Raw genomic sequence first — 13,917 nt, forward strand, 5'->3', positions numbered from 1 at the left:
ATAGCTAGAGCATTTTTTTATAAACTATATTTTAAAGCTATAATAAAGTTACGTCCGGCAGCAGCTATTCCAGAAGAATAGGTTTTGTAACGCTGGTCGGTTATATTTTCTAAACTGGTAGTTAAAGTAACCGATTCATTTATTTGGTATTGCGCTCTAAAATTAACAGTGTACCATGACGGGCTATATGGGTTTCCATTGGCATCTAAGGCATAAATATAATCCTTTTCAATTTCAGAAGGTGCCAACTCATAATAAGATAAATCGCCATTATAATTAGCAAAAAAGTCTAATTTTAAATCCTTGGACGTCCATGTTAGATGCGTATTCCCAAAGTTTGGCGCTACATGGCGTATAGGTATTTCTACCAAATTCTCTTCCTCTGTTCCACCAATTACCGAATATTGCGATGTTAACTCTAACTGGCTTGTAATAGGCATTTTTAAACCTACTTCGAAGCCGTAAATCCATGCTTTTGATGCATTTTGCATGGCCTGTACATTACTCCATTCGCCATTATATAAAATTTCGGTTTCGCCATTTAGGCTATAATCTTTCCTAACCAATGCATTATCCAAATAGGTGTAATAGGTGCCCATATCTAAAATTAACTTCTTATTAAAGTTAAGTTTTACCCCTAATTCGCCACCATAAGCATATTCTGATTTTAAATTATTGTTTGGCACTACTACAGAACCAGGTTCGGAATCGAATACTTTACCAATATCATCAATATTTGGAGCTCTAAATGCAGTAGATGCGTTTAATTTCCATTGTATTATGGAACTTGGCGACCAGGTTATACCTGCGGTTCCTGTTAAGGCCTCCGATTCGTTATTAGCATAATCGAAAGGTAAATTTAAAAAAGCATTATTTTCGGTAAAATCGGCATGGGAAACCACATAATTAAAACGTAAACCCGATTGCAATACAAACTTTGAATTTGGTTTATACTTTACACTAGAATACACAGCTGCCGATTGCCAACTTGAGCCGTTTGGATATCTTGTAACCGCATCCACTTCGGTATTATTTGAAATATCTTGATCGACAGCAACCGACCTAACTTTATTGTAGATATACTCGCCACCATAGAAAAATTCTGTTTTAGGTGATAGCTTTTTTTCTAAATCTAAATTAAAGGAATAGGCATCAACAGCTTCTTCAGTAACACTGCGTGTGATTGATTGAAAATCTCTATCCATCCTACTCTCCTGAAAATTTTGATAAGCCGCCGAAACTTTTATTTTATCGTATAGATTAGACCTACTACTTAGTTTAGTCACTTCTAAATTAGACATAAACCAATTTTGCGGACCATAATTCCATTCCGCAGAGCGTAACTCATCGCCTTTATAACGAATTAAACGATCGTACCGAGGAATATTGGACGTTGTTGAGTAATATAACCCCAAATCGAAACTTAAGTTTTCATAAGGCTCATAATGTGCCTTCTGCATAACATTTAACTGATTATAACCTGAGTATTTTTGAATTAAAGGATCGCTATTTTCTATAATAACATCGCCAGTAGTTGTTGTTGCTACAAACTCTGACCTTAAATAATCTTCCGGACCGTGACTTCCCATTCTTAAATCACCAAAATCGGTATAACTGGCACTAGTAATAAAGGCCCATTTTTTATAGCCCAAATTAAAATCGAAATGCCCAGTTTTTTCATTACTTGCCGTAGCATACCTTACAACAGCATTGGCTTTAAACATTAAAGAGTCTGTATAAGATAATTTAGGCTTATGGGTATAAAAACTCATAACACCTCCCATGGCATCGCTCCCATAAGTTACCGAACCTGCACCTAAGGTTACCTCGGTATTTTGAATTGCAAAAGGATCGATAGCAATAACATTTTGAAGATTACCGCTTCTAAAAATAGCATTATTCATTCGTACCCCATCAACGGTAATTAACAACCTATTTGTAGAAAAACCTCTAATCATTGGGCTTCCACCACCCAATTGACTTTTTTGAACATAAACTTGCCCTGTGTTTTCTAATATATCGGCACTAGTTTGTGGGTTTTTAAATTGAATACTTTTAGCATCAGCACTAAGAATTTTTTGAGGAATATCTCTTTTGTTTTGTTTAAATTTTGAAGCAGAAATGACTATTTCCTCTAAACCCTGAGTATTGGACACTAAATACACTTTATGCAATGTACCAATTTGACTTTTAGTTATTGTTTTTAACACATACGACAGGTGCTTAAAATAAATGGTTTCGGTAGCGTTAAACACCCCTAAATCGGCTTCACCATTAAAATTGGTAATGACACTTTTACTTTTATCAACGTTATAAATAGCCACCCCAAAAAGCGATTCTTTTGTTTGGCCATTAAGAACTTTTATATTTTGAGAATGGACACCTAAACTAAGTAATACTAGGAGAAGGGATAAATAAAAAAACTTCATGTTTTAGTTAAAAACTTGATTAAATACTTCTAATGATTTAGGGGTCTTAAAGGCACCCAAATGTAGTTCAAAATAAAGTAAAATCATACATAAAAAAGACTGCCTTTGTTTTGCATTTATTTTGACACTATTTAATGTATCAAATTTTATGCCTAACAACTGTTTTAATAAAACTAAATTTTCACCAAAAATAGCATACTTATTGCTGGGTTTAGTTTCAAACTTACCTTCATACAAATTAAAGTATGGCGCATCTACATTAGTAGTGTCTGGATAGAACCCCAAATACTTGGTGAGCTTTAATAAAAACAACAAATGAAAGTTAGCATATTCCGCTTGCGAATCGAGCCATAAAAAGGTGTTTTCTAGATAACTATACAGGACTTCATTTTGCTCTTCCTCCTGTAAAATATTGGATAGCACTTCAGACAAAAACATTACTATAGAACTTTTTAACACATGGGTATGTAAGCTAGAATACAAATGCTTTAGCTTAGTCTCCTTAACACTTTGTAAGGACCTTGTGTTTTTATGGGTAAAAACGATCTCTAATTGAGATAATAATTGAAAGTAAGCGACTTTAGAATTTCCTTTTTTACTTTTTAAAACCCCACGTAATAAAAAACTAACTACGCCAATATCTTGGGTGTAACATTTTACTATTAAATCGTTGTCTTTAAATTTTAATTTAGATAGAACAATGGCGTTTGTAGTTATAAGCATTATCTAACTACCATTAATTTTAAAACTTTAGTTTCGTAGGTATCCAAATCTGAAAGCATAATTAAATACACCCCCGAAGCAACCAGATTGTTGGCTAAGTTTTTACCATTCCAATAGGCGGTGCCTCCATCAATTTCCAAATTATAACCTTGGTACCTTTGGTTTATTCTAGATTGCGCTTCGGCGACTAGATTTCCTTCAATATCGGTAATTTTAATGTTTACATTTTCGGATATATCCTTAATTTTCACTTTATCTTCTATAAAATCAAAACCAGGGCGCACTGGGTTGGGATAGGTATAAGCGCTTGATAAATCTTCGAAAGCAGAAGACCCTCCCGAATTAAAGGTAAGCAGACCTTTGGTTGTGGCAATGTACACTATGCCATTTTTATCATCTAACTCAATATCACTGATACTATTTGATGGTAAAGGCGAATTGATTGTTGTAAAATGAAAGATGGTGTTTTGGCCGTCTGAAGAAAGATAAAATATACCTGCATCAGACGTTCCTATCCATTTATTATTTGAGCCATCTACTTTTATTTGGGTTATATACTGCTGAAATAAAAGTTCTTTTGCGATACCATCTTCTTCAATAATAATTTCATCAACTTCTAAATTCTCATCATCAAAAAAATTAGATATATTATATAAAACACGCAAACCTCTATAGGTTCCAATCCATAATTGGTTTCTATTATCTATTGCAATGGATGTCACATAAGGATCGGGCATATTTTGATCCTCGCCATCTAGTTTTTTAATTTTTGGATTGCCGTTATTTTCATTGAATCCTACTAAACCATTTTTATGTGATCCTAAAAATTTGGTTCCCGTAGCCTCGTCAATTGCTACTTCACTAAACCCATTTTCCTCGGTTGGCTCTGCGATAATTTCGGTAAAATCATAGGAGGTCCATCTGCCGTTTTCATATTTATTTAAAGGCTCTTTAACCCTACCATTAATTTGCCATAAAACACCATTTGAATCAAAAGTACTTGTTCCTGTAAGCTTATAACTTGCTGCAAATGGCACTAAGGTACTATTATCCTCATTAAATAATTGTACAGGTGTGGCATCATCAAATTCTAATAAACCAGAAGAATACGAGCTTACAAACACTTGACTGGGCTGCGTTGGGTTAATAGCCGCATGAGCTAAATACAATGGGTTTGGTATGGCACTATTTATTGAATCGTATTGAATATTTGACCACTCATTACTTTTAAAACGACTAATTCCTGTTCTAACCCTATCCCCGCCAATAAAGTTGAAAAAAAAGTTATAACCCCCAGAAACACACCATAAATCATTATTATAATATTCTAACGAAAACAGATCGTTTCGTAATGGTCCATCGGGATGAATTTCCTCGAATGCTATAGGATTGCTAATTGCCGTTTTTAAAACACCAAAATCGGTACTCGCCACATATACATCATCATCATCAATAACGGCAGATAAAAAGCCTGAATCAAAATCCTCTATTACCGATACTTGCGCTATTAAATTAAAAGCTGTATCGTAAATAAAAACATTGTTTTTCGTAGTAATTACCAAATTTGAATCATTTGATTTAATTTCTGTTGGTACATCATCAAAACTTTCTAACTGACTTAAAGTATCATTAATAATTTCATATAACACGCCATTAGAATGTATTGCATACAACTTGTCTTCATTAGATTGTATGCCAATAAAATTGCCAGAAGTTACATTTTGCCAATTGCTATAATCTATTAAATTAGAACTTGAAATATCGGCCTTTTTTATACCTCCAGCATCCAAACAAGCTGCATAAATAAACCCGTTAATAATCGAAGTTTGCGATATAGCAACTTGAGAGCCAGCATTTCCAACAAAATACGTATCTCCAAATTCTAATCGTTCTAAATCATAAATTGAAATGCCATAATTGGTGGATATATAGATTACATTATCGTAAGCATTAAAGTGATTTATAGTTTTATTATCTGCAGTAATTGCCGGCTTATCAACAATATCTACTATCGATAACACATCATCATCATTATCGAAAGCAATTTCAATAAGTCCATTGTCATAACCAATTATTAAAAGTTGGTATAATTCGCTATAATAAATGGTAGAAATAGTTTCTCCCGAAAGCCCATTTACAGTTGTAAGCTCTTCAATATTATTAGTTTGAACATCTACAGTAAAAACAGCATTACCTGAAGCCGCATAAATTTTATTATTACCTTTTACAACTTGTGTAATATTATAATACGAAAAATGCCCTTCCCAAAGTGCGGAATAATCTTGAGCAAATTGAATGAATGGTGAAAAGCAAAAAAGGATAAAAAGTATTTTTCTCAAAATTGAAATTTATTATTGTTCAAATATATTACATCTAACGAACTTCATCTTAAAATAATACATTTTAAAACACATAAATTTTATGCGTTGGTTGCATAATTACTTAAAGCTGACCGCATATTAAACGTATTTAACTCGATAATAATTTTCTTTGTCTTTCTTTTCTTCCTTTAGATAAATAGCGTAATTCCAGAAAATGCCACGACAAAGTTGCTAAAATAACGACCAATAAAATTATAAGGACACTTACAAGAAGCGGGTTATAAACCTGAAACAAACCATAAAAAACACTTACTTGAATAATTGGAAAATGATAAATATAAACGCCGTAAGTTATGTCTCCATATTTCCCAAAATGGTTTAGAAACTTAAAATTATAGGCCATATAAAAAACCATAAAACTATAAGCTACTGGTTTAAAAACATGCGTATTAAACACGTATTGTTCTAAAAAGAACAGCAGCAAACAAGGTAAAATAATGTGATGCTTCCATTTTATAAAAAAGTTAAAATTTTTGTACAATACAATGCCACACATAAAAAAGGCTAAAGCACCTGGTAGTTGCTTTGCTATTCGATACAAATCAATGGAAAGAAAGTAATTAAAATACAGGACTGAAAGCAAATAAACAATGACCCCAAAAACATGGATTTTATTTTTTTTAGATTTAGTAATCCAATAAAACAAGGGCAACAGCAGATAAAAGGCTTCCTCAATTTTTATGGTCCAAAGGGCACCATTTACGGCGCACAAAGTGTTGCCACCAAAAACTCCTGGCAAACAAGGTTCGATATAATTTTGAAAAGTTAAATTGGCTAAAAGGTATTTCCAAAACTGTTTATTTAGAAAATAATCTCCAACCGAAAACGTTGAAATAACAGAAAAAAACAAGGCACAAAACAAAATAACAAATAGGTAGGCCGGAACTATCCGCTTTACTCTTTTAATGATGTAAGACCTCAATGAATGGCTATTTTCATAGCTTTTAGCAATTAAAAAACCACTAATAACAAAAAATCCATTAATAGCTAAACGCGTATTAAAAAGTTTGGCATAATCTTGAAATATTTCAACTTGGCTTAACTCTATAAGATGAGCAAAACACACTGTAAATGCAAAAACGACTCTTAAAAAGTCGAAATTATTACTATTTATTTTTTTCAAAACTTAAACTTTATGTTTCAAATATATTTATAACTATCGAGCTTTTATGGAGAATTATGTGATTTAAACAAAAAAGCTCCCTAATACATTAGGAAGCTTTCAATTTATTAATGCTGGTACTGATTAAACGATACCTTGTGCTAACATAGCATCTGCCACTTTTACAAAGCCAGCAATGTTGGCACCTCGTACATAATCAACATAGCCATCATCACCTTTACCATATTCTAAACAGGATTTATGAATATCGGACATGATGTCTTTAAGTTTGTTGTCTACTTCTTCTCTAGACCATTTAAATCTCAATGAATTTTGGGTCATCTCTAATCCAGATGTTGCTACCCCTCCGGCATTTGAAGCTTTTCCTGGAGCAAATAATATTTTAGCTTTATGAAAAGCAGCAATAGCCTCTTTAGTTGAAGGCATATTTGCACCTTCACTAACACAAATACAGCCATTACTTAACAATGTTTTAGCATCGTCTTCATGTAATTCATTTTGGGTGGCGCATGGTAAAGCTACATCGCATTTTTCACCCCATGGTGTTTTACCTTCTACAAATTTAGCATCCGGATAAGATTCTAGGTATTCACTTATCCTGCCACGTTTTACATTTTTAAGTTCCATGATAAAGGCTAGTTTTTCAGCATCAATACCGTCTTTATCAAAAACATAACCTGATGAATCTGAGAGTGTTAAAACCTTACCTCCTAATTGCAATACCTTTTCGGCTGCATATTGAGCAACATTACCTGAACCAGATATAACAACGTTTTTACCTTCGATGGTTTCATTTTTAGTTTCAAGCATTTTTTGAGCAAAGTATACATTACCATAACCTGTAGCTTCTGGTCTAATTAATGAGCCTCCCCATGTTATACCTTTCCCTGTTAACACCCCTGTAAACTCATTGGTTAATTTTTTATACATCCCAAATAAAAAGCCAATCTCTCGAGTTCCTACTCCAATATCTCCTGCAGGAACATCGGTATTAGGCCCAATATACCTAAACAACTCACTCATAAAGGCATGGCAAAACCGCATTATTTCATTATCCGATTTTCCTTTAGGATCAAAATCACTTCCTCCTTTTCCGCCGCCCATAGGCAATGTAGTTAGTGAGTTTTTAAAGACTTGCTCGAAAGCTAAAAATTTTAATATACTAGCATTTACGGTAGGATGAAATCTTAAACCACCTTTGTATGGACCTATAGCAGAATTCATTTGAACACGATAACCTCTATTTACTTGAATCTCGCCATTATCGTCTACCCAAGATACTCTAAATGATATTAGTCGTTCTGGCTCAACCATGCGAAGTAAAATATTTTTACCATAATAAATATCATGCTTTACAATGTAAGGAATTACTGTTTCTGCAACTTCCTCTACGGCCTGTAAAAACTCAGGCTCATGGCCATTTCTTTCCCTAACTAGGTCTAAAAACGCTTCTATATTTTGTTTCATATTTATAATTGTTATGTCATTAATTTATTGAAAAAGTAATATATAAGCACAAATATACGTTATCTTCAAAAAAATACGTGTTATTTTTTGAATTTCGCAACAAAAAAAACAAGCAAGTTCCCCAAGTATATTAATATTTGTTTGTTTTGGTAGTTTTTATATATTTGTTTATAATAATGCCCTCAAAAAAAACAAACCTTTTATGCTTAACTTGAAACATTTAGCTTCAGTTTTTTGCTTGTTCTTTATTCTTCAAACTGCAAATGCTCAACTAGGCTTTTCTCACGAACTAGGTGTTATTGCTGGGCCACTTCAATTTAGATCTGACTATGGTGTTCGTGAAGATTCTAAAACTAATTTTGGAAATTCGGGTTTTGGTATTGGAGTTGTTCACTACATAAACTTTGCATATCGTGCCGATTGTAATTGCTATACTACCGACACGTATTTTAATGATCATTTTAAAATTAGAAATGAGATTTCATATAACAAAACAAATTTAGAACACCTAGGCAAATGGGTGTCTCCTGAAAGAACAACCATTAAAGCAGACCAACTAAGAGCCCATAAAGGCGTGGCTGAAAACCTAGATATTGGTACACAACTTGAATTTTTCCCATTAAGTATTCGTGATTTTCAAGGCTTTGCTTATAAGTATGCACCTTTTATTAGTTTAGGAGTTCATTACACCGCATACACACCCGAAGTAAGCACCACTTATAACAACCCAAATACAGCAGCTTATGGCGATGTTACAGACCCTAGTAACTTTTACACCGGTTGGGATCCTGGCTCTGTTGATGCCTCTCCAGGAAGTACGTGGTCTGTAGTTTCTAGTGTTGGTTTTAGATACAAACTGACTAAGCTATCAGATTTAATGCTAGATTTAAGATGGCAATACTACTTTGGTGATAATATTGATGGGTTAGATCACCAATTGGAATCTAATAAGTTTAACGATTGGTTAGTATGGTTAAACGTTGGTTATATATTTTATCTTGATTAGTAAACTAAACGATAGCTTATTACCATTAAGCAATAAACCCCTTTGTATTTTTTAACTTAAGTAAGCTAATACAGGATTGGTAATCTCTTTGCTAATCTTAGCCACACATTTTACAAAAACTTTAATCTTTTTATTACCTTAATTCACTTGCAATAAGTATCTTTAAACAAGGATTAAACTTTAAGCATGTACTTTCATAAATATCTCATTTTAATTAGTTGTTTTTTTATCCTTTTTAATTGTGAAAAAGAAGAAAAAACCATTTTTACAGACACCTATATTACTAGCAAAAACAATACTATTGTTGAAATAAATATTCCGCAAGCTAGCGGAAACACACCAGTTGCTAATCAAATTAATACCGAAATTAACAACACAATCTTTTCTCAATTACACCTAGCACATCCTAATGAGATTAAAACAACTTCAATTGAAGAAAGTATTGCGTCCTTTATTAAAGAATACCACACCATTAAAAAAGACTTTCCGGAAACTGCTCAACAGTGGGAAGCACAAATTGATGGTGAAGTAATGTATCAATCACCAGAACTAATAAGCATAGCAATTACTAGTTTTATTAATACTGGTGGCGCTCATGGAAATTTGATTATTTCTTTTTTAAATTTTGATTCTAAAACGGGACAACCCCTTAAAAATAGCGATTTATTTACCAATATTGAGGCCTTTAAAACTTTATCTAAATCGTACTTTACCACAGCAACTATAGACAAAAGTTTATTGCTAGACATCGATTCATATAAATTACCACAAAATATTGGGTATAGCGAAGATGGTGTCATTTTACTTTACAACACTTACGAAATCGCACCCTACTCAAGTGGCATAATAGAATTTGCAGTACCTTTTGCAGCTGCAGAATCTTATTTAGCTTTTAACGGCTCTTATTAAGGCCAAAATATAACCTAAATGCATCGATTCATGAAGGAGAATAAACTGCAAGGCTTCATCAATATTGGTTAATGTATTGCCAGTTGTAGATACCGTGTAGGTATTGTATTCTTTAAAAAGGCCATTTTTATAATCCAACTCAAGATCCTTTAATGTTGAAACAAGTAAACCTTCAATTTCAGCTACCTCGGCCTGAGAAACTGTCGATTCTGGCTTACTGTCTTTTCGATATTTATCCACTAATTCGTCACTAACCTTCATTGGCAATCCCGATAATTTATAAGCCAATAATTGAGCCGTAACTACAATGTGGCCTATATTCCAAATAATATTATTATTGAAACCTTCTGGAATTTTATTTAAGTCTTCCAACGAATTATTCTCAATATATTTTGTGAAAAACGGACGAATATTATTTAATACTTCAAATGTAAATTGCATATTATTATTTTTTTGATAAATATAGTATTTATGGCGTAAATGCTTTTATTTGTTAAGCAGATTATTTAGATTTCCTTCCATTGGGAAACAAAAAACATAGTTAATTATGAAAAAAGTATACTATTTAAAAACATGTAGTACTTGTACACGTATTTTAAAGGAATTAAACCTACCGTCTGATTTTATTTTACAAGATATTAAATCGGACCCCATTACAGTTTCACAAATTGAAGCTATGGAAGCCCTTTCCGGAAGTTATGAAGCCTTATTTAGTAAACGCGCAAAGCTTTATAAAGACATGGATTTAAAAAATCAAGACTTGACCGAAAAAGACTTTAAACACTACATTCTGGATCATTATACCTTTTTAAGTAGACCCGTAATTATTATTGATAATCAAATTTTTGTTGGGAATTCTAAGAAAACCATAGAAAAGGTTAAAAATCACATGGCTAATAGTTAAATGTCTGTTAACAAAGGCATATCAGTTAATATTCAATTCAATTGAGATAACCAACGCAACACTCTAAACGTATATTTGGTATAACAAGTTAAGTTTAATTAAAAACCAATATATCATGAGTAATAACGGAAATACCTTTTTAGGAATATTAGCAGGAACAGCAATTGGAGCAACTCTAGGAATTCTTTTTGCACCAGACAAAGGAGCTAATACAAGACAGCGTATTAGCGACGAAGCACAATTAGCTAAACAAAAAATAACCGAAACCGCTAACGAATTAAAAGACCAAGTGGTTAATACCGCCACAGAAAAAAAGCAGACTTTAGATGAGCAGGTAGACTCGATAGTAACAAGTGCGAGCTATAAAGCCGATGATGTAATAAGTACCCTAGAGCGCAAGCTAAAGGATTTAAAAGAAAAGAATAAAAGATTACAAAAAACATCATAATTTATGAGCTTAATAGATTCAATAAGTGAAACAAATGCTAAGGCTAGCGATGTTGGCGAGAAATATTTAAAAACTTCTTACGAATATTATAAGCTTAAAATATTCCAGCAGTTATCCATATCAACAAGTTTAATATTTAAAGTTGTTATTATAGGTGGACTGTTGCTTATAGGATTAAGTTTTTCGGCCATTGCCTTAGCTTTTTTAATTGGTAAGGCACTAGAGAGTTATACCTTAGGATTTGTTATTGTTGGACTTCTATTTTTATGCTTATCCTTAATAGCATACTTTTTAAGATCTTATATTAACAATTACACAGTAAAAATATTATCAGAAAAGTTTTTTAACTAAAATGAAAACATACCACGACATAGAAAGTTTAGAGCGCGATTTAAAAATTTTAAATTTAGAACGCCAAATAGCCTTTGAAGAAATTAAATCTGTTAAAGAAGCCTATAAGGAGGATTTAAAGCCTTACAATTGGATTCAAAGCGCGGTAAAAATAGCTGGTAAATTTGGTGGTATGCTATTATTGAAAAAGATTATTAAATAAAACACTTTAAGCTAAATTAGCTTGAAATGAATTCTATCATGAAAAAGAGAATTTTAAAGCTTGGTTATTACACCAGGCTTTTTTTATAAACTATACTTTTTTATTCTCTAAAACCATAAACAAAACCCGATACTTTCGTTTCGGGTTTTGTTTTGCTCCTTCTTAACGAAAGTGACTCTACATATGAGAATATAAAAACCTTGCTTATTTTCTCTGCTTTTAAGCCAGAACAGCACTGCTAGTAAACCTTTATACATGACAACTAAATAGGTTAAACAATTAGCATATATACAGGCTGAAAAGTGGGTCCCTTGAGGATTTCTATAGGGGCCCTTAAAGACACCCTTTTTTACTAAAATAAGTTAGATTAAAACTAAACGGAATCCTTTCCAATAAATTCCAATGAAACGCATTCTTTCTTTAAAATCCTCATAAAACAAAAAAACCCGATACATTCGTATCGGGTTTTGTTTTGCTCCTTCTCTAGGGCTCGAACCTAGGACCCTCTGATTAACAGTCAGATGCTCTAACCAACTGAGCTAAGAAGGAGTGTGCTTTTTTTTACTTAGCGAGTGCAAATATAAATTGTTTTTTAGTTTCTGCAAACATTTTTTAAAAAAATTTTAACCAAATATTGCTTTATAGATATCATTTCCATTCGCAAACAAGACTAACGCTATTAAAATAAAGAATCCAACCATTTGTGCATACTCCATAAATTTGTCTCCAGGCTTTCTTCCAGATACCATTTCGTACAACAAAAACATAACATGCCCACCATCTAAAGCTGGTATAGGCAATAAATTTAAAACCCCTAACATAATAGATAAAAATGCAGTAATGTTCCAAAATACTTGCCAGCTCCAAAAACTAGGAAAGATATCGTAAATCGCTTTAAAGCCACCTACGCCTTTATATGCCCCTGTACTAGGTGTAAAAATAGCACCTAATTGATCCCAATATGAAACTACTTTGTCTTTAGCTTTACCTAATCCAACAGGAATTGATTCCAAAAAGCTATAATCTTTTACATCAAACTTATAATACCCTAAAGTTTCTAAAGTTTGAGGAGTCGATGCACCGGCAACTACAATTCCTAATTTAGCATCTTTATTAACTTTAAGTGGTACGTTTATTTCTTGACCTCCCCTTTTAACAGTAGCCGAAACATTTTGTCCTTTTAATTTTTCTAAAACGGTTTTAACTTCATCGGCATATTTTGTTTTCTCCCCATTTAACCCTAAAAAGATATCGCCTTCCTTTAAACCACTTGCTTTATTGTAAGAGGTATCCGGAACCTGAATAACAACAAAAGGCTGTCTCAAGCTTATAAAACCAGTTTCTTTCGAATCTAATAATTGTGCTAAGAAATCTTCTGGCATAGTAACGGTAGATTGCTTACCATTACGTTCTATTAAAATTTCTTTTCCAAATAATACTTTTTCAGATATTTCAGAAAAGGTTTCAATTTTATCACCATCTACAGCCAATATTTTATCGCCTGTATAAAGTCCTGCATTATTAGCAGCTGTGCTTTCAATAACCAAACCATCTGTTATATTTTCATTTGGCAAAAAGGTATCGCCATAAAAATAACTCATCCCTATATAAATGAAAATGGCTAGCAAAAAGTTAACAGTAACACCACCTAACATAATAATTAAACGTTGCCATGCCGGTTTAGATCGAAATTCCCATGGCTGTGGCTCTTTAGCCATTTGCTCGGTATCCATACTCTCATCAATCATCCCAGAAATTTTCACATAACCTCCTAATGGCAACCAACCAATACCATACTCGGTACCCCCTATTTTCTTTTTAAATAGAGAAAATTTTACATCGAAAAATAAATAAAACTTTTCTACTCTAGTTTTAAAAGCCTTTGCAGGTATAAAATGCCCTAATTCGTGCAGTATAATTAGCAACGAAAGACTTAGTAAAAACTGAGATATCTTTATAACAAACTCCATATAT

13 protein-coding genes and 1 tRNA gene are annotated in these 13,917 nt (G+C 32.6%); 6 read left to right on the forward strand and 8 right to left on the reverse strand.

Annotated elements, in window-relative coordinates; translation table 11 throughout:
• Positions 1-17: 17 nt before the first annotated feature.
• The 5 genes from ABJM36_RS06325 to gdhA all read right to left on the reverse strand — a co-directional run bounded on the left by ABJM36_RS06325 (position 18) and on the right by gdhA (position 8,123).
• Positions 18-2,429: a TonB-dependent receptor gene (locus ABJM36_RS06325; RefSeq protein WP_348450328.1), complete on the reverse strand. Its 2,412-nt coding sequence runs from the start codon at positions 2,427-2,429 to the stop codon at positions 18-20.
• Positions 2,430-2,432: 3 nt separating this feature from the next.
• Positions 2,433-3,152 carry a DNA repair protein RecO gene (gene recO / locus ABJM36_RS06330; protein WP_348450330.1) on the reverse strand — a complete coding sequence of 240 codons (720 nt, stop codon included), beginning with the start codon at positions 3,150-3,152 and terminating at the stop codon, positions 2,433-2,435.
• Positions 3,152-5,491 (reverse strand): two-component regulator propeller domain-containing protein, encoded by a 2,340-nt coding sequence (locus tag ABJM36_RS06335; protein WP_348450332.1) that lies wholly within the window; start codon positions 5,489-5,491, stop codon positions 3,152-3,154. The genes recO and ABJM36_RS06335 overlap by 1 nt, the downstream gene beginning before the upstream one ends.
• A gap of 130 nt (positions 5,492-5,621) precedes the next feature.
• Positions 5,622-6,656 (reverse strand): acyltransferase, encoded by a 1,035-nt coding sequence (locus ABJM36_RS06340; protein ID WP_348450334.1) that lies wholly within the window; start codon positions 6,654-6,656, stop codon positions 5,622-5,624.
• A gap of 123 nt (positions 6,657-6,779) precedes the next feature.
• Positions 6,780-8,123, reverse strand: a complete 1,344-nt coding sequence (gdhA, locus tag ABJM36_RS06345) for an NADP-specific glutamate dehydrogenase (RefSeq protein WP_348450336.1) — start codon at positions 8,121-8,123, stop codon at positions 6,780-6,782.
• A gap of 202 nt (positions 8,124-8,325) precedes the next feature.
• Between gdhA and ABJM36_RS06350 the strand changes: the two genes are divergently transcribed.
• Complete coding sequence (locus ABJM36_RS06350; RefSeq protein WP_348450338.1) at positions 8,326-9,129, forward strand: glutamate dehydrogenase; 804 nt, start codon at positions 8,326-8,328, stop codon at positions 9,127-9,129.
• 186 nt (positions 9,130-9,315) lie between these two features.
• Positions 9,316-10,038, forward strand: a complete 723-nt coding sequence (locus ABJM36_RS06355) for a DUF3298 and DUF4163 domain-containing protein (RefSeq protein WP_348450340.1) — start codon at positions 9,316-9,318, stop codon at positions 10,036-10,038.
• Here ABJM36_RS06355 and ABJM36_RS06360 read toward each other — a convergent pair.
• The gene (locus ABJM36_RS06360) at positions 10,015-10,479 is read right to left on the reverse strand and encodes a DinB family protein (RefSeq protein ID WP_348450342.1); all 465 of its coding nucleotides are present in this window, start codon (positions 10,477-10,479) and stop codon (positions 10,015-10,017) included. The two genes, ABJM36_RS06355 and ABJM36_RS06360, sit on opposite strands and share 24 nt — an antisense overlap.
• A gap of 106 nt (positions 10,480-10,585) precedes the next feature.
• On the opposite strand from ABJM36_RS06360, the gene ABJM36_RS06365 reads away from it, so the two are divergent.
• From ABJM36_RS06365 to ABJM36_RS06380, 4 genes are all read left to right on the forward strand, one after another.
• A complete protein-coding gene (locus tag ABJM36_RS06365) occupies positions 10,586-10,942 on the forward strand; it encodes an ArsC/Spx/MgsR family protein (RefSeq protein ID WP_348450344.1) in 357 nt (118 codons plus the stop codon).
• A gap of 115 nt (positions 10,943-11,057) precedes the next feature.
• Complete coding sequence (locus ABJM36_RS06370; protein WP_348450346.1) at positions 11,058-11,390, forward strand: YtxH domain-containing protein; 333 nt, start codon at positions 11,058-11,060, stop codon at positions 11,388-11,390.
• A gap of 3 nt (positions 11,391-11,393) precedes the next feature.
• Positions 11,394-11,741 carry a hypothetical protein gene (locus tag ABJM36_RS06375; RefSeq protein WP_348450348.1) on the forward strand — a complete coding sequence of 116 codons (348 nt, stop codon included), beginning with the start codon at positions 11,394-11,396 and terminating at the stop codon, positions 11,739-11,741.
• A gap of 1 nt (position 11,742) precedes the next feature.
• Positions 11,743-11,943 (forward strand): hypothetical protein, encoded by a 201-nt coding sequence (locus tag ABJM36_RS06380; RefSeq protein ID WP_348450350.1) that lies wholly within the window; start codon positions 11,743-11,745, stop codon positions 11,941-11,943.
• A gap of 475 nt (positions 11,944-12,418) precedes the next feature.
• On the opposite strand, the gene ABJM36_RS06385 is transcribed toward ABJM36_RS06380, so the two are convergent.
• Together ABJM36_RS06385 and rseP are read right to left on the reverse strand one after the other, a co-directional pair.
• A tRNA-Asn gene (locus ABJM36_RS06385) sits at positions 12,419-12,492 on the reverse strand.
• A gap of 74 nt (positions 12,493-12,566) precedes the next feature.
• Positions 12,567-13,913: an RIP metalloprotease RseP gene (rseP, locus tag ABJM36_RS06390; RefSeq protein ID WP_348450352.1), complete on the reverse strand. Its 1,347-nt coding sequence runs from the start codon at positions 13,911-13,913 to the stop codon at positions 12,567-12,569.
• Positions 13,914-13,917 lie beyond the last annotated feature (4 nt).

The sequence above is a fragment of the Algibacter sp. genome (assembly GCF_039977455.1).
In the GTDB taxonomy this organism is placed as follows: domain Bacteria; phylum Bacteroidota; class Bacteroidia; order Flavobacteriales; family Flavobacteriaceae; genus Algibacter_B.

Coding starts and splice junctions, on each gene's coding strand:
- rseP (WP_348450352.1), bottom strand. CDS start 13,913: ATGGAGTTTGTTATAAAGATATCTCAGTTTTTACTAAGTCTTTCGTTG.
- ABJM36_RS06355 (WP_348450340.1), top strand. CDS start 9,316: ATGTACTTTCATAAATATCTCATTTTAATTAGTTGTTTTTTTATCCTT.
- ABJM36_RS06325 (WP_348450328.1), bottom strand. CDS start 2,429: ATGAAGTTTTTTTATTTATCCCTTCTCCTAGTATTACTTAGTTTAGGT.
- ABJM36_RS06350 (WP_348450338.1), top strand. CDS start 8,326: ATGCTTAACTTGAAACATTTAGCTTCAGTTTTTTGCTTGTTCTTTATT.
- ABJM36_RS06370 (WP_348450346.1), top strand. CDS start 11,058: ATGAGTAATAACGGAAATACCTTTTTAGGAATATTAGCAGGAACAGCA.
- gdhA (WP_348450336.1), bottom strand. CDS start 8,123: ATGAAACAAAATATAGAAGCGTTTTTAGACCTAGTTAGGGAAAGAAAT.
- ABJM36_RS06375 (WP_348450348.1), top strand. CDS start 11,394: ATGAGCTTAATAGATTCAATAAGTGAAACAAATGCTAAGGCTAGCGAT.
- ABJM36_RS06365 (WP_348450344.1), top strand. CDS start 10,586: ATGAAAAAAGTATACTATTTAAAAACATGTAGTACTTGTACACGTATT.
- recO (WP_348450330.1), bottom strand. CDS start 3,152: ATGCTTATAACTACAAACGCCATTGTTCTATCTAAATTAAAATTTAAA.
- ABJM36_RS06380 (WP_348450350.1), top strand. CDS start 11,743: ATGAAAACATACCACGACATAGAAAGTTTAGAGCGCGATTTAAAAATT.
- ABJM36_RS06360 (WP_348450342.1), bottom strand. CDS start 10,479: ATGCAATTTACATTTGAAGTATTAAATAATATTCGTCCGTTTTTCACA.